The following is a 14891-nucleotide window of genomic DNA, read 5'->3' on the forward strand; positions in this document are numbered from 1 at the left end:
CTGCTTTCGTGTGCCGCGCAACGTGCTTCAAGGGTGGCGCGTACCGCATCGCATGCGCCAGTCCGGGACGAGATGGTTCAGGGCTGAAATTCTTGCTCTGCAACGAGATCGGTAGCATGAAGGGCCGGGCGATGGATGAGGGTTGACGTCACAATCCGGCGTGTTTAGGATGCGTTGTCATCCGTGCCGAACTCCCCCCTCTTCTGGAGCGCGCCATGTCCGACGCCACCCCGCAGATCATCCCCCTGGGCAGCCTCGCCGAGGCCGCCGCCCTGGGCTCCCAGCTGGCGCAGGAAGAACAGCAGGGTGTGAGCGCCGAGGGCCCCGGGACCCTGACCGGCTTTATCGCGCCCTGACGGCGGGCGCTCAACCGCCGTCGCCCTTCCCCCATCCCGGAGCCGCACCATGGCAGCGTTCAGCCCCACCATCATCCCCCTGGGCAGCCTGGCCGATGCGGCCGCGGCCGGCGCCGAGGTCGCACGGCAGGAGCAGGTCCAGTACGCCATCGGCACGGACATCGGCACCACGACCGGCATCATCGACCGGCCGGACGATTCGTTCGTCCCGTGAGCGCGGAGCCTCGCTCCCGCGGCGAGGTCCCCTTTTGCCCCAGCGCACAGCCGGGGCAAAAGGGCGCGTTCGCCTTTGGCGTGGTGGGCGGCACGGTGGGAGAGCGGCGGGTGGGCTACCTGGAAGGACGCGTGCCCGTCACGGACGAGCTGCTGGCCCTGGCCGGCCCCGTCAAGCCGACGGAGGTCTTTCGCTTTGGCGCGCCGTGCTCGGGCAGCCGCTGCTCGCACTTCGACGGCAGCGACTGCCGGCTGGTGACCAAGCTCGTGCAGCTCATGCCGCCGGTCAGCAAGGCGCTGCCCGCCTGCCAGCTGCGGCCGGACTGCCGCTGGTGGAAGCAGGAGGGCAAGTCGGCGTGCCATCGCTGCCCCGCCATCGTCACGGACTGCTACAACCCCAGCGAAGCGCAAAAGCGGGCCGCGAACCCCGGGACGCCCGTACCGGCGCCGGCCGCGGCCTGACGCGCACGTGATTGTCGCCGGCCCGCCTTCGCGGCCCGGCGCGTGAGGGCGGCGGTGTTCGCCGCCACGTTCCTTTCCCCGTTCCGGAGAGCCCCACCCATGGCAGAGTTCAGCCCCACCATCGTCCCCCTGGGCAGCCTGGCCGAGGCCGCCGCGGCCAGCGCCGGCGTCGCGCAGCAGGAGCAGCAGCTGTACGCCATCGGCGGCGACGACTTCGGCACCACGACCGGCATCGCCCTGGCCAACCCGTGAGCGCCGAGCCTCGCTCTCGCGGCGAGGTCCCCTTCTGCCCCAGCGCACAGCCGGGGCAGGAGGGTGCGTTCGCCTTTGGCGTCGTGGGCGGCACGGTGGGCGAGCGGCGCGTGGGCTACCTGGAGGGGCGCGTGCCCGTCTCGGACGAGCTGCTGGCCATGGCCGGCCCCGTCAAGCCCACCGAGGTGTTCCGCTTTGGCGCGCCGTGCGCCGGCGGCGCCTGCTCGCACTTTGACGGGCACGACTGCCGGCTGGCCACCAAGCTCGTGCAGCTCATGCCGCCCGCCAGCAAGGCCCTGCCCGCCTGCCAGCTGCGGCCGGAGTGCCGCTGGTGGAAGCAGGAGGGCAAGTCCGCGTGCTACCGCTGCCCGGCCATCGTCACGGACTGCTACAACCCCAGCGAGGGGCAAAAGCGGGCGGCGAACCCCGAGACGCCCGTTCCGGCGCCGGCCTTCGCCTAGCCGTCCGCGTACCGCTGATCCGCGCGTGTCTCGCCGGGCCGGCTCCGCGTGCGGAGCGCGGGCGCGGCGCGTGAGGGCGACGGAGCCCGTCGCCGTGTCTTTCCCCATCCAGGAGCTTCGCACCATGGCAGAGTTCAGCCCCACCATCGTCCCCCTGGGCAGCCTTGCCGACGCCGCCGCGACCGCGTCGCAGCTGGCCCAGCAGGAGCAGTCGATCTCGGCGTACAGCCCCATCGACATCAGCAACACCACCACCGGCTACGTTCCGCCGGCGCCCGACTGGCCCTGAGCGCCGGGCCCCGCCCGGACGCGCGGGAACACAGCCGGTAGCCCGGCGTCTGCCCGGGACGCCGGGTCCGTGCCCGGGTGCCCGCGGCGGGCCCCGGGCACCCGGTTTTCGCACGATCCGCATCCGCTCCGCCGTCCGTTCTGCCTTGTCGCGCGGCGGATGGGGCGCGGACGCCCCGCATTCCGGCGGCGACCCGGCCGCCGGCACTTTCCCCTGGCGCGGAGCACCCCGAATGGCAGAGTTCACCCCTTCCATCATCCCCCTGGGCAGCCTGGCCAATGCCGCGGCGGCCGGCGCCGACGTGGCGCGGCAGGAGCAGCAGCTGTACGCGGTGGATTCCATCGACCTGGGCACCCTCACCGGCGACACGTCGGAGCCCGTCGGCCCGTGAGCCGGCCCGCCCACGGCTGATCCGCGGCGGCGGTCCGTCACCCCTTCTCCGGGCCCGGGGAAGGGGTTTCGCGGATTCCCGGATGACGAATGGAGCGCGGCCCCGGGCTCACGTGGAGCCCGGGGCCGCTCGGGGAACTGCCGGGAGGGGGCGCGGCGGATGGTCTTATGCTGCCGTGATCGCGTGCGGAAGGATGCGCGCGGCAGCAGACGGCGGGTGAGGGGCGTCGGTCCCCCGGGTCACCGGTGGACGCGGCATCCCCTATGGCAACCGGCATACCCGGCGGGCCGCTGAATTCGTCCGTTTGCAAGTGCGTGCAGAGGAGCCGGTTACGACACGGAGCCTCTTCATCCGCCGTTTCCTGAGTGCGGATTTCCGTCCCTCTGCTGTCCCGTCTGGGGCGTGTGTGCCGCAGCCGCCCGTCCCGGTCCGGCCGAGGAGCCTGCGGGGGGGACCCGGGCGGGAACGAATCCTGCCCCCGGGGGTTGTGACGGCGGCGGGCGGAACTCGTCATCCACCGTCCGCTTTGGGCCAGGCGGAGCATGGGAAGCGGATGAAACCTGCCGGCCCGTTTCGCCGTCCCGCGCACGGCGCCCTTGACGCGGCGCTTGTTTTCGCCAAACTCATTGCGTGAGAACGCCGTACACCCGTGAGGAGTTCACCCTGATGTTCCCGCAGGTCCATCGCATTCGCGCGCTGGGGCTGGCCGCACTGTCGGCCCTGGTCCTGGCGGCGCCCCTGGCGGCGCAGCAATCGCCCGACACCGTTCCCGAGCCCGCCGACGCCCCCCGCACGGGCCTGGTGACGCGCGAGGAGCTGATGGCGGACCGTCTGCGCCGCATCGGCGTGGACAACCCGGACCCGGCGCCCACGCACCCCACCAGCCGGGCGGACAGCCTGGAGTGGGTGCGCTGGCGCCGCGCCGCGGCCACGGCCACGGGCCGCCGCATCGTCGTCTCCATCTACGACCGCAAGCTGTGGCTCATCGACGGCCGCGACACGCTGCTGGAAGCGGCGGCGGGCGTGGGGATGGGGATCGTCCGCGGGCGCCGCGGCATCGGCGTGCGCGACTTCAGCACGCCGCGCGGGCGCCGGACGGTGCTGGCCAAGGAAGCCGACCCCATGTGGAACCCGCCCGACTGGCACTACGAGGGGCTGCACGACGGCCCCCTGCGTCCGTTTCCGGCGGCCGGCATCGCGCTGGAGGAGGGCGGGCGCGTGGTGCGCCGCGGGCGCTACCTGGGCATCCAGAACGGCGCGCAGTTCGACACCATCCCGGCCGAGCGGCCGCTGGTGTACGGCGGGGTGATGTACATCCCCCCGTTCGGCACGGTGAACCGGCAGATCCCCGGCGTGCTGGGCAAGTACAAGCTCGACACGGGTGACGGCATCCTCATCCACGGCACCAACGACCCGCTGGCCGTGGGCTTCTGGGGAACGCACGGCTGCGTGCGCCTGTTCGACGACGACATCGAGTTCGTCTTCGAGAACGTGCCCGTGGGGACACCTGTGTACATCTACTGACGTCGCGGTCTCACGGCCGGACGCATCGAAGCCCCATCCGCCGCGCGCGGGTGGGGCTTTTGAGTGCCAAGTGCCAAGTGCCAAGTGCGGGTTCTCACCCGTGAATCGAACGCGTCCTGGTCCTCGTACGTTGGAAGGCGGAAGGGGAGGGCGAGAGCTCACGGGAGGAGGATGGATGCCGCGCGCCAGGGTTGCACTGTCGCTGTTGATGGAGTGGATCGCCGGCGTGGCGATTCTCTTCGTCCTCTATCCCGTGCTGGACTTCCTTCTTCCCCACGCGCTCGCCTGGGTGCTGATGTGGATCATCGGGGGCATCTCGTTCACGTCCACCGGCGTCCGCGCATCCACGCGCCACGCCAGGGCACGGCGGCCCGGCCGGTGAAAGCGTGAGACCGGTGGCTGTCCGTGGGTGCCGCGTGGCTCTCGCGTCGGCCAAGACCGCAGGCGGCTCCGCAGAGATGTTGAATAACCCGGATGAGCCTGGGGCGTCCTCCTGAGGAGCCGTCGCGTCTGTCCATGCGTGATCCATAGGCGGCGACGAAGGATCGTGTCCGCGAAGCTCGGGGGCGACCCTCGTGCACGGAATCCGCCTCCGAGTCTCGCACACAAGATCCTTCGGCCGCGCGGTGCGTGCACGTTTGAGGAGGTGAGCGGGGGCTCCCCGAATGAAAGTGCAGGCTCGGGAGCTTGTGGCAGCCTCCGCGCGAGCGCCCCCTCCGGGCTCGCGGAGCTCGCCCACCTCCCCCGAAAAACCTGGGGGAGGTTGGAGCACTTTCATCCCATCGCGGTGCCCGCAGCGCCCGAAGGACCCAGGATGACGCATCATGGACGCGGGTTTCCAAACAGCTTCCTCCTCGGGATGAAGTGTCCGGCGCCATGGGGCCGCGCTGCAGCCCGTCTTGCACTTGGCACTAGGCACTAGGCACTAGGTACTAGGCACTAGGCCCCTGTCACTTCACCCCTGCCACTTTCCCATCCTCACCCTCGCAGCAGCTCCATCATCTGCTCGCGGTAGCCGCGGCTGGAGGTGAGCTTCGTTCCGTCCTTGAGCACCACGAGGTACTCGGCGTTGCCCCACGGCTCGATGCTCGTCACCCGGTCCAGGTTCACGATCATGGAGCGGTGGATGCGCAGGAACCGGCGCGGGTCCAGCCGGCCCTCCAGCGCGCCCAGGGTGCCGCGCAGCATGAGCACGCGGCCAGCCACGTGCAGCTTTACGTAGTTGTCGGCCGCCTCCAGCCAGTCCACCTCGCCCACCCCCACCATCCGGTACTGCCGCCCCGTGCGCACCACCAGCCGCTCCGCGTACGGCGTGCCCTGGCCCACCTGCCGCAGCACGGCCGCCAGCCGCGCCTCCAGCGGGTCCGCCGCGGGGTGGGCCAGCCGCTCGCGCACGCGCCGCATGGCGGCCTGGAAGCGCTCCCCGTCGAACGGCTTGAGCAGGTAGTCCAGCGCGTTCACCTCGAACGCGGAGATGGCGTAGCGGTCGAACGCCGTCACGAAGACCACGGGCGGCATCCGCGCCGCGCCCACGGCCTCGATCACCCCGAAGCCGTCCAGCACCGGCATCTGCACGTCCAGGAAGACGAGGTCCGGGCGCAGGGACAGGATGGCGTCCACGGCCTCCTGCCCGTCCTCGCACGCGCCCGCCACCTCCACGTCCGCCTCCTGCTCCAGCAGCCGGCGCACGCGGTCGCGGCCCAGGGGCTCGTCGTCCACGACCAGCGCGCGGATCACCGCCATCACGCCTCGCTCTCTACCGCCGCCGCGGCCGGCAGCGGCATCTCGATGATTCTTTCACCCGCATCCCCGCCCGTCTCCAGGGTGACGCGCAGTCCGCCATCCGCCACCGCCGCGTGGAGCGTCACGCGGCCGGGCGTCGCGCGCAGGGCGTCGTCCAGCAGTGGCCGCAGCAGGCCGCGCGGCACGGGGACGGCGCGCGCGGGTGGATCCGCATCCACCGTCACCGTCGTCCGTTCGCCACGCGCCGCGCGGGCCACCTCCAGGTACGCGGCCGCGTGGTCCAGCGCGTCCGCCAGGGGGACGGTGTCCGCGTCCGCGCGGCCCAGCGACAGGCGCAGCAGGTCGCCCAGGCGCGCCAGCAGGCGCTCCGCCGCGGGCACGTCCGTCCCCATGCGCGCGGAGACGGCGTCCAGGGCGTCGAACATCAGCCGCGGATGCACCTGCGCCTGCAGCGCGGACAGCTCCGTCCGCGCACGCCGCGCCTCCAGCCGTGCGGCTACCACCTCCTGCTCGCGCGACGCCACGCGGTAGTGCAGCGCGTGCGCGATACCCAGCAGGTTGGTGGCGATCACGATGGCGGCGGGGTACACCAGGTGAAAGGTGCGGGCGAACGGCGCGCCCGTGACGGCGGATCGCATCCCCACGAACGCCAGCGTCAGCCCCAGGACGGCGGCGGCGTTGAGGACGACGTTGGCCATCCGCCGGCCCCGCGTGAAGGGAAAGCACCCCGCCACGCGCAGCAGGATGAACGACGTCGCCAGCCACGCCGCCGTGTTCGCCACGGGAGAGCGGAGGACGGACGCCGCCGTGGCCGGGGGGCCACCCAGAAGGCCGGCCACGACCAGCGCGGCCGTGGCAAGGACGAGGTGCGCGGCCCAGAACGCCGCGGCCCAGGGCAGCACCTCGCGCTCCACCATCCGCGCGTCCGCGGGACGGACGGGGGCGGCGGGCGCGGGACGGGGGCGGACGGCCTTGCGCGGAAGCACCACGCGGGCCCGCACGCCGCCGCCCTTTCCGCGCATCAGCCGAAAGCGGTGCGCGCGGCCGTACAGCTGCTCCAGCCGCGCCCGCGTGTTGCCGATGCCCACGCCCACGCGGTCCGGGCTCCACCCGTGCGGCAGCCCCACGCCGTCGTCCGCCACTTCCAGCCGCAGCCGCCGGCCCGCGAGCATCGCGCGCACCTCCACCCGTCCCGGACCCCGCCGCGTGGCCAGCCCGTGCTTGACCGCGTTCTCCACCAGCGGCTGCAGCACCAGGTGCGGCACGGGGACGGCGCGCGCGGCGGCGTCCGCCTGCACGCGGACGGACAGTCGCCCGCCCATCCGCGCCTGCTCGATCTCCAGGTACGCCGCCACGAAATCCAGCTCGTCCCCCAGCGGTACCATGGCCGCGCCGGAGCGCTCCAGCGAGACGCGCAGCAGCTGCCCCAGCCGGTCCAGCACCCGCCGCGCGCCGCCCGCGTCCACGTGCATGAGCGCGGCGACGGAGTTGAGCGCGTTGAACAGGAAGTGCGGGTTGAGCTGCGCCTGGAGCGCGGACAGCTCCGCCCGGGCCAGCTGTGCCTGCGCGCGGGAGACGGCGGCCGCCTGCTCGCGGTAGCGAAAGAAGTAGGCGACGGCATAGCCCAGCCCCAGCGCCAGGACGGCCGTCAGCAGCTGGCCGCCCAGCATGGCGACCACGGCGGGCCGCTCCGGCAGCCCCGGCAGCGCGGTCACGCGCGACAGCCCGTCCACCACGGCCAGGCGGATCGCCACCAGCAGCGCCGCCACGCCGGCCAGGCGCGCAAGCCGCCGGGCGACGGAGGGGCCCTCCAGGGGCGTGCGCCAGGCCAGCCCGTATCCCGCCGCGCAGATGAGGGCCCACCCCGCGCTGTCGTAGAACCCCGTGAGCAGGCACGTCGTCCACGTCTCCCCCGGCGCCAGGTACAGGCGCAGCATGGCCGCGTGGGCCAGCGCGTCCACCAGCCACAGGGCCGTGAACGCGACCCGGAACCACGGATGCCGAACGCGGCGGATCATGCGTCGAGCGATGAAGGATGGGGGGACGGACGAGTGGGGACCGCGCGGAAACGTACGCGTCCTTCGCCCCCCTGCACGAGCGGACGGGGGCGCCCCGTCGGCCGCGAGGGGCGGACCGTCGCGCGGGCGGGGTGGATGGCCGGGCAGGATCACGCGCACCAGGAAACCGCCGCGTGTTCGACGAGCCGGCGCTTCTCCCACTCGGTACTCCGCACTCGGCACTTGGCACTTGGCACTTGGCACTTGGCACTCGGCACTCGGCACTCGGCACTCCCTGACCGGAACCCTTCTTGCGACGATCGACCGCAGCATCCGGTTTTCGTCGGGAGCCACACCCCGGTCCATCCACGCGATCCATGAAGGGCAGCTACAACTACGCCCTGGTGGCTTTTTCGATCGTCATCGCCGTCTTCGCGTCGTACACCGCGCTGACGCTGGGCTCGCGCGTGCACGCCGCCCGCGGCCGCTTTCGCCTGGCGTGGCTGGCGGGTGGCAGCGTGGCCATGGGCATCGGCATCTGGAGCATGCACTTCGTGGGGATGCTGGCCCACCGGCTGCCCGTCCCCATCACCTACGACGTGCCCCTGTGGCTGCTGTCCATGGGCGTGGCCGTCGTGGCGTCCGTGCTGGCCCTGTGGGTGGCCAGCCGCCCCCACGTGCACCGCGTCTCGCTGGCCGCCGCCGGCCTGCTGATGGGCGCCGCCATCGCCGGCATGCACTACGTGGGGATGGCCGCCATGCGCATCCCCGGCCGCATCACCTACGATCCGCGCCTGGTGGCCGCGTCCATCGTCATCGCCGTGGCCGCCGCGGGGGCCGCCCTGGGCCTGTTCCTGCGCACCCGCGCGGACGACGCGCGGGGCGGACGCACGCGCAAGCTGGGGGCGGCCCTGGTGATGGGCGCCGCCATCTCGGGGATGCACTACACGGCCATGGCCGCCGCGCGCTTTCACGTCCACGCGGGCGGCGTGTCCGTGCCCCAGGACCACGTGCTGCGCACGCCGGGGCTGGCCGCCGGCGTCATCGTGGGGACGCTGGTGCTGCTGGGCATTACCCTGCTGAGCGCGCTGGTGGACCGGCGGATGCGCGCCCGCGACGCCGAGACCGAGGCCGTGCGCCGCAGCGAGGCCCGGTTCCGCTCGCTCGTCGTGGCCTCGTCGCAGATCGTGTGGACGGCCACGCCCGGCGGCGAGCTTGCGGGGCCGCAGCCGGAGCTGGCCGCGTACACGGGGCTCCCCGCGGACCGGTTCGGCGGATGGGGGTGGCTGGAGGCCGTGCACCCCGACGACCGCGACCGCGTGCGCCAGGACTGGAAGCGCGCCCTGGGCGAAAAGCGCGTGCTGCAGATGGAGTACCGCCTGCGCCGCGAGGACGGCGCGTGGCGGCAGGTGAACGTGCGCGCGGTCCCCGTGCTGGAGCCGGACGGCCGCGTGCGCGAGTGGGTAGGCGCCACGGAGGACGTCACGGAGCGCCGCCGCGTGGAGGCGGCGCGCGGCTTCATCGTGGAGGCCAGCCGTGTGCTGGCCTCGTCGCTGGACTACGAGAAGACCCTGCGCGCCGTGGCGGACCTGGCCGTCCCCGGGCTGGCGGACTGGTGCGCCGTGGACGTGCTGACGGACGACGGCGAGCTGCGGCGCCTGGCCGTGCAGCACACGGACCCCCACAAGGTGCGCCTGGTGCAGGAGATCGAGGCGCGCTGGCCCACCCCGCTGGACGCGCCGTACGGCGTGGCCCACGTGGTGCGCACGGGCCGGCCGGAGCTGGTGCCCCACATCCCCGACGACCTGCTGCGGGCCAACGCCGTGGACGACGAGCACCTGCGCGTGGTGCGCGACCTGGGGCTGCGCAGCTACGTGTGCGTGCCCTTCGTGGCCCGCGGCCGCGTGCTGGGTGCCCTTTCGCTCGTGCACGCCGAGAGCGGGCGCGCGTACGACGAGGCGGACCTGGGCGTGGCCGAGGAGCTGGGCCGCCGCGGGGCCATGGCCATCGACAATGCCCGCCTGTTCGGCGAGACGGAAGAGGCGCGGCACCAGCTGGAGCAGCAGACGGCCGAGCTGGAAGAGGCGCAGGCGGAGATGGAGATGGCGCACGACGAGCTGCAGCGCGCCTACGAGGACCTGGCCGAGCGCACCCGCGAGGCGGAGCGGGCCCGCGAGGCGGCGGACGAGGCCAACGCCGCCAAGAGCGCCTTTCTGGCCACCATGAGCCACGAGCTGCGCACGCCGCTCAACGCCATCGCCGGGTACACGCAGCTGCTGGAGATGGGCATCCACGGCGACATCACGCAGCCGCAGCGCGAGTCGCTGGAAAAGATCCGCCGCAACCAGACGCACCTGCTGGGGCTCATCAACGACGTGCTGAACTTCGCCAAGATCGAGGCGGGGCAGGTGCAGTACGCGCTGGACGACGTGCCCCTGGACGCCACGCTGGCCGCCGTGGAGGCGCTCGTCGAGCCGCAGATCCGCGCGCGGGGCCTGGCCTACCGCTACCACCCCGGCGACGGCCGGACGACCGTGCGGGCGGACCGGGAGCGGATGGAGCAGGTCGTCCTCAACCTGTTGACGAACGCGGTCAAGTTCACGGACCCGGGCGGCCGCGTGGAGCTGTGGTGGGAGACGGAGGGCCGGTGGGCCCGCATCCACGTGCGCGACACGGGACGCGGCATCCCGGCGGACAAGCTGGAGGCCATCTTCGAGCCGTTCGTGCAGGTGGACCCGGCCCTCACCCGCTCGGCGGAGGGCACGGGGCTGGGCCTGGCCATCAGCCGCGACCTCGCGCGGGCCATGCGCGGCGACCTCACGGCCCGCAGCGCCGAGGGCCAGGGCAGCACGTTTACGCTCACCCTCCCCCTGGGCCGCCCCCTCCAGTCCGTCGTCTCCGACCACGCGGCGGACTGATCCCCGTCCGAGCCGCTTCACGTCGCACTCGACCCCGCGTCTTCCCGCGAGAATGGCCGAACCCGGCTCCCAGGCCATCGCACGAGCGTCATCCTGAGTCATTCGGCGTTGCGCGCACCCTGCGGGATGAAAGCAGGAGTTCAACCTCCCCCAGGGGTTTTTGGGGGAGGTGGGCGAGCTCCGCGAGCCCGGAGGGGGCGCTCGCGCGGGGCACGCCATCCCGCACGAGCCCAGCCGCGGCTTTCCATGCAGGGAGCGCCGCGCGTAAGACGAACACGCGCAGGGTTTTGGCGCGACCGAAGGATCCTGTGTGCGAAGTGACAGGCTGGCCCTGGTGCGCGGAGCCGGCTTGTCGCTTTGCGGGCAAGATCCTTTGTCGCCGCCATGGGAACCCGCGCGAATCAAGGTTGCGCGGCGGCTCCTCGGGATGACGCGTTCGCAACGCGATGTCTGGCAACACCCTCTCAGGATGACGCGTTCCGGCTAAAGGGCGGTGGTCCCATCCACTCCCTGAATTCCCGCCTGATCCGCCCTCGATCCAACCTCCGGGAGGCGGGCGGCATCCCATACGGAAGCCAGGAAAAGGACGGCGGAGCGCCGGTGCCGCGTACCTTCGTACGCCGCACCTTCGTACCCTCTACTTCCGCGCCCCCGTCCAACCCCTTAGCTTTGACGATCTTTGCCCGAAGTGCAGCTCCCCGGAAACAGACCTCACGGCCGAGTGGTTTCATGAGCCAAGCCGCCCAGACCGCACGGGTGTCCCGCGCCCGCGCGGAGTCCGTCCCCGTCGTCCTCCATCACAGTCCGCCGTACCGGTGGGCGTTCGCGGCCGCAGTGGCCCTGTTCGCGCTGTACGCGTTTACCCTGGCGCCCACGACGGCGTTCTGGGACACCAGCGAGTACATCGCCACGGCCCACATCCTGGGCATCCCGCACCCGCCGGGAAACCCGCTGTTCGTGCTGCTGGCGCGCGCCTGGGAGCTGCTGCTCACGCCGTTCGGGCTGCCCGTGGCCGTGCGCATCAACCTGTTCAGCGCGTTCATGAGCGCGGGCGCCGCGTTCTTCTGGTTCCTGCTGGTGCACCGCATCCTGGCGTTCTTCACGCCCAGCGAGACGGTGCGCCGCGTGGGCGCCTTTGCGTCGGTGTGGGTTTCGGGCACGGCGTTCACGGTGTGGAACCAGAGCAACGTGAACGAAAAGGTGTACACGGTCACGCTGTTCACCATCGCCGCCATGTCGTGGATCGCGTTCCTGTGGCGCGACCACGTGGAGGAGCACCGGGGGCAGCGAAACGGCCGCTTCAAGGACGACAACGCCATCCTGCTGGTGGTCTTCATCCTGGCGCTGTCCGTGGGCAACCACCTGATGGCGTTCCTGGCCGCGCCCGCCCTGCTCGTCTTTCTGCTGCTGGTAAAGCCGGCGTCGCTGGCCAACTGGAAGCTGTACCCGGGGCTGGCCCTGGTGGCGGTGCTGGGGCTGAGCGTGCAGCTGTACCTGCCCATCCGCGCCAACCAGGACCCCGTCATCAACGAGGCGGCGCCCAAGTGCGCCAGCGCCATGAGCTCGTTCACGGCCGTGGTGACCATGGGCCGCATGGACGGGGAGTGCCCGGACCTGGGCGCCGCCCTGCGCCGCGAGCAGTACCAGAAGCCGGACTGGAAGTCGGAGCGCATGGCGCCGTTCGGCAACCAGATGGCCAACTTCTTCCAGTACTTCGACTGGCAGTGGTCGCGCTCGTTCAGCGGCACGGACGGCTACTTTGGCGCCGGGCGCCTGCCGTTTACCCTGGTGTTCCTGGCCCTGGGCGTGTGGGGGGCCATCCAGAACTACCAGCGGGACCGAAAGAGCTTCTGGTACGTGGCCGTGCTGTTCTTTACGCTGTCGGTGGGCCTCGTCATCTACATGAACTTCAAGAACGGGTACATGCAGGCCCAGCAGATGGGGCTGCAGAGCTCGGAGGTTCGTGAGCGTGACTACTTCTACATCATCACCTTCTCGGTGTGGGGCCTGTGGGTGGGCGTGGGCCTCTCGGCGCTGTGGCTGCAGGCCGCCGAGTCGCTGCGGGCCACCCGCTCCGCCGCCGCGGCGGTGACCACCAGCCTGTTCCCCGCGTTCGTCGTGGGCATGGCGGTGATGGGGCTGGCCGTGCGCGGCGGCGTGGGGACGGGGCTGGCCGCCGGCTACGGCATCGGCGCGGGGCTGCTGTTCCTGGCGGGCTGGGCCGCGCTGGGCGCCACGTTCGTGCGGCGCGAGCGGTACACGCTGGCGGCGGCCTCGGTGATGGCCATTGCCCTGGTGCCCACGGCCACCAACGCCCTGTACGCCAGCCGCGCCGGAGACTACGCGGCCCGCGACTTCGCGTACAACGTGCTGCAGTCGGTTGAGCCGTACGGCGTGCTCATCACCAACGGCGACAACGACACCTTCCCCCTGTGGTACCTGCAGGAGGTGGAGGGCATCCGGCGCGACGTCACGGTGATCGTGATGTCGTACTTCAACACGCCCTGGTACGTGCAGCAGCTGCGCGACATCACGCGCCCCTGTCCGCGTCCCGGCGCGGCGCTGGAAGACCCCACGGTCATCACCTGCCAGCGTCCGTTCCAGCCGTCGGCCAGCACGCCGTTCTACAACAACCTGGCAAAGGTGCCCACACGCCCCATCCTGGGCCTGTCGGATGCCGAGATCCAGTCCATCGCGGCCAACGCGTTTTTCCAGACGAACGAGGGCGACACGTTCGTGGCGCGGGGGATCACCTTCCCGCTGCCTCCGGGGCAGCAGCTCCAGCCGGCGCACTACTTCCTTACCATGATGCTCCAGGGCGCGTGGGGGGACCGGCCCATCTACTTCGCCGCCACCACCAACACCCACATGGAGCTGGGGCTGCTGGGGCAGGTGACGCGGCAGGGGATGGCCTTCAAGCTGCTGGGCCCCAACGAGACGGCGGGGCTGGCGCAGATGCCCATGGAGGCCAGCGTGGTGCAGTTCACGGGCGGCTACTTTGATCCCGCGCGCAACGAGCAGCTGTTCAACCGCGTGTTCATGTGGCGCAACATGCCGGACCGCGCCGTGTGGCCGGATGACGCCACGCGCAACATCCCCATGCAGTACTACTACGCGTTCGCGGCGGCGGCCACGGCGGCCCAGCTGCGGGGCGACGCGGCGGCCACGGAGCGCTATACGCAGCGCGCCAACGGCTTCGCCGACCTGGCCAACAAGCGCTAGGCGGACGGCGTCCCGCAAAGGCGCGGATGAAAACGCGGCCCCCGGACCTCGTGTCCGGGGGCCGCGTGTCGTTTGGCGGGAGGGAACTGGAACGGCCTTTCTCACGCAGAGCCGCAGAGGGCGCAGAGTACCCCATCCCGTGCCGGGCGCGTGGTTCCTCGCGTGGAGGCGGCGTGGAGGATCATCTGTTCTGCGGATGAGAATCGTTCGCATCGCGCAAGTCGTTGTAGATGGATCACTTGCGGATTTCCGGCGTGGCCCGCACCTTGCTTGAAGGAGAGGCAAGGCGAAACCCAAACCGGAGGACGAACTCATGCAGAACCCCCTTGAAAAGTCGCTGCCGCAGACCTCGGTGGTCGGGGCGTGCACGGTGACGGACTGCAAGTTCAACGAGAACCATGAGTGCCACGCCGGCAGCATCGAGGTCCGCGTGAGCGGCAACGGCGCCGAGTGCGGCACCTACACTCCGGAGGGCAACACCCGCCCGCGCCCCTGACGGCGCGCCGCAGGCCTCCAGCACGCGCGCGGGCGTCCTTTCCAGGGCGCCCGCGCGCGTTTTTCGTGGTTGCTTGCTGTCCCCTGTAACCTGTCCCCTGTCCCCTGTCCCCCGCCGTTGCAGTCGTTCCTGATCGGGGAGCCGGGCACGAGAAAGGGCCCCGGACGATGTCCGGGGCCCTTCGTCCATCCCGATCCGGCCCGCTTACCGCGGCACGGTCCAGTTGATGGGGATCGTCACGCGCACGGGCACCGCCGTGCCGCCCATCCGCGCGGGGCGAAAGCGGAACCGCTCCACCGCCTGCAGCGTCGCCTCGCCGAACGCGGGGTGCGTGGTCTCCACGATCCGCGCCGAGCCCTGGCGCACGCGGCCGTTCTCGTCCACGATCACCTCCACCACCACGCGCCCCGCCACGCGGCTGTCGCGCATGATGGACGGGTAGTAGCGCTCCATCGTCCGCGCCAGGCCGTCACGGTTCAGCTCCGGCCGCACCTCCACCATGCTCTCGTCCGGGACGAAGTCCTCGGCCGGGGGCGACGGCGGGCTCGGGTTGCCGCTGGGCGGCGT

15 protein-coding genes are annotated in these 14891 nt (G+C 71.7%); 12 read left to right on the plus strand and 3 right to left on the minus strand.

Going from position 1 to position 14891, the window contains the following annotated elements; genetic code table 11:
• Positions 1 to 215 precede the first annotated feature (215 nt).
• From VFZ20_RS25375 to VFZ20_RS25415, 9 genes are all read left to right on the plus strand, one after another.
• Complete coding sequence (locus tag VFZ20_RS25375) at positions 216 to 356, plus strand: hypothetical protein (protein WP_329686758.1); 141 nt, start codon at positions 216 to 218, stop codon at positions 354 to 356.
• Positions 357 to 405: 49 nt separating this feature from the next.
• Positions 406 to 570, plus strand: a complete 165-nt coding sequence (locus VFZ20_RS25380; RefSeq protein ID WP_329686759.1) for a hypothetical protein — start codon at positions 406 to 408, stop codon at positions 568 to 570.
• On the plus strand, positions 567 to 1031 hold the full coding sequence (locus VFZ20_RS25385) for a hypothetical protein (RefSeq protein WP_329686760.1): 465 nt from the start codon (positions 567 to 569) through the stop codon (positions 1029 to 1031). The genes VFZ20_RS25380 and VFZ20_RS25385 overlap by 4 nt, the downstream gene beginning before the upstream one ends.
• A gap of 99 nt (positions 1032 to 1130) precedes the next feature.
• Entirely contained in the window at positions 1131 to 1283 is a 153-nt protein-coding gene (locus VFZ20_RS25390; RefSeq protein ID WP_329686761.1) for a hypothetical protein, read from the plus strand.
• Entirely contained in the window at positions 1280 to 1744 is a 465-nt protein-coding gene (locus tag VFZ20_RS25395; RefSeq protein ID WP_329686762.1) for a hypothetical protein, read from the plus strand. Before VFZ20_RS25390 ends, VFZ20_RS25395 begins: the two co-directional genes overlap by 4 nt.
• 124 nt (positions 1745 to 1868) lie before the next feature.
• A complete protein-coding gene (locus VFZ20_RS25400; protein ID WP_329686763.1) occupies positions 1869 to 2033 on the plus strand; it encodes a hypothetical protein in 165 nt (54 codons plus the stop codon).
• Positions 2034 to 2265: 232 nt separating this feature from the next.
• On the plus strand, positions 2266 to 2424 hold the full coding sequence (locus tag VFZ20_RS25405) for a hypothetical protein (RefSeq protein ID WP_329686764.1): 159 nt from the start codon (positions 2266 to 2268) through the stop codon (positions 2422 to 2424).
• A 666-nt stretch (positions 2425 to 3090) separates the two neighbouring features.
• A complete protein-coding gene (locus tag VFZ20_RS25410; protein WP_329686765.1) occupies positions 3091 to 3948 on the plus strand; it encodes a L,D-transpeptidase in 858 nt (285 codons plus the stop codon).
• Positions 3949 to 4123: 175 nt separating this feature from the next.
• A complete protein-coding gene (locus tag VFZ20_RS25415; protein WP_329686766.1) occupies positions 4124 to 4330 on the plus strand; it encodes a hypothetical protein in 207 nt (68 codons plus the stop codon).
• 596 nt (positions 4331 to 4926) lie between these two features.
• On the opposite strand, the gene VFZ20_RS25420 is transcribed toward VFZ20_RS25415, so the two are convergent.
• Entirely contained in the window at positions 4927 to 5691 is a 765-nt protein-coding gene (locus tag VFZ20_RS25420) for a LytTR family DNA-binding domain-containing protein (protein ID WP_329686767.1), read from the minus strand.
• Entirely contained in the window at positions 5691 to 7709 is a 2019-nt protein-coding gene (locus VFZ20_RS25425; RefSeq protein WP_329686768.1) for a histidine kinase, read from the minus strand. Before VFZ20_RS25425 ends, VFZ20_RS25420 begins: the two co-directional genes overlap by 1 nt.
• Before the next feature lie 356 nt (positions 7710 to 8065).
• Between VFZ20_RS25425 and VFZ20_RS25430 the strand changes: the two genes are divergently transcribed.
• The 3 genes from VFZ20_RS25430 (at position 8066) to VFZ20_RS25440 (ending at position 14324) form a co-directional block, all read left to right on the plus strand.
• Positions 8066 to 10606 (plus strand): MHYT domain-containing protein, encoded by a 2541-nt coding sequence (locus VFZ20_RS25430; RefSeq protein ID WP_329686769.1) that lies wholly within the window; start codon positions 8066 to 8068, stop codon positions 10604 to 10606.
• Between the two features lie 729 nt (positions 10607 to 11335).
• Entirely contained in the window at positions 11336 to 13828 is a 2493-nt protein-coding gene (locus tag VFZ20_RS25435) for a DUF2723 domain-containing protein (RefSeq protein ID WP_329686770.1), read from the plus strand.
• A gap of 313 nt (positions 13829 to 14141) precedes the next feature.
• Positions 14142 to 14324: a DUF1540 domain-containing protein gene (locus VFZ20_RS25440; RefSeq protein ID WP_329686771.1), complete on the plus strand. Its 183-nt coding sequence runs from the start codon at positions 14142 to 14144 to the stop codon at positions 14322 to 14324.
• Positions 14325 to 14528: 204 nt separating this feature from the next.
• On the opposite strand, the gene VFZ20_RS25445 is transcribed toward VFZ20_RS25440, so the two are convergent.
• Positions 14529 to 14891: energy transducer TonB (locus tag VFZ20_RS25445; RefSeq protein WP_329686772.1), on the minus strand; the 363-nt coding region annotated here is incomplete at its 5' end.

This window comes from Longimicrobium sp. (genome assembly GCF_036280135.1).
GTDB lineage: Bacteria > Gemmatimonadota > Gemmatimonadetes > Longimicrobiales > Longimicrobiaceae > Longimicrobium.

Excerpts from the sequence above, each read along its gene's own strand:
- VFZ20_RS25375 (WP_329686758.1), top strand. The coding sequence starts at position 216 with ATGTCCGACGCCACCCCGCAGATCATCCCCCTGGGCAGCCTCGCCGAG.
- VFZ20_RS25380 (WP_329686759.1), top strand. The coding sequence starts at position 406 with ATGGCAGCGTTCAGCCCCACCATCATCCCCCTGGGCAGCCTGGCCGAT.
- VFZ20_RS25390 (WP_329686761.1), top strand. The coding sequence starts at position 1,131 with ATGGCAGAGTTCAGCCCCACCATCGTCCCCCTGGGCAGCCTGGCCGAG.
- VFZ20_RS25400 (WP_329686763.1), top strand. The coding sequence starts at position 1,869 with ATGGCAGAGTTCAGCCCCACCATCGTCCCCCTGGGCAGCCTTGCCGAC.
- VFZ20_RS25405 (WP_329686764.1), top strand. The coding sequence starts at position 2,266 with ATGGCAGAGTTCACCCCTTCCATCATCCCCCTGGGCAGCCTGGCCAAT.
- VFZ20_RS25410 (WP_329686765.1), top strand. The coding sequence starts at position 3,091 with ATGTTCCCGCAGGTCCATCGCATTCGCGCGCTGGGGCTGGCCGCACTG.
- VFZ20_RS25415 (WP_329686766.1), top strand. The coding sequence starts at position 4,124 with ATGCCGCGCGCCAGGGTTGCACTGTCGCTGTTGATGGAGTGGATCGCC.
- VFZ20_RS25420 (WP_329686767.1), bottom strand. The coding sequence starts at position 5,691 with ATGGCGGTGATCCGCGCGCTGGTCGTGGACGACGAGCCCCTGGGCCGC.
- VFZ20_RS25425 (WP_329686768.1), bottom strand. The coding sequence starts at position 7,709 with ATGATCCGCCGCGTTCGGCATCCGTGGTTCCGGGTCGCGTTCACGGCC.
- VFZ20_RS25430 (WP_329686769.1), top strand. The coding sequence starts at position 8,066 with ATGAAGGGCAGCTACAACTACGCCCTGGTGGCTTTTTCGATCGTCATC.
- VFZ20_RS25435 (WP_329686770.1), top strand. The coding sequence starts at position 11,336 with ATGAGCCAAGCCGCCCAGACCGCACGGGTGTCCCGCGCCCGCGCGGAG.
- VFZ20_RS25440 (WP_329686771.1), top strand. The coding sequence starts at position 14,142 with ATGCAGAACCCCCTTGAAAAGTCGCTGCCGCAGACCTCGGTGGTCGGG.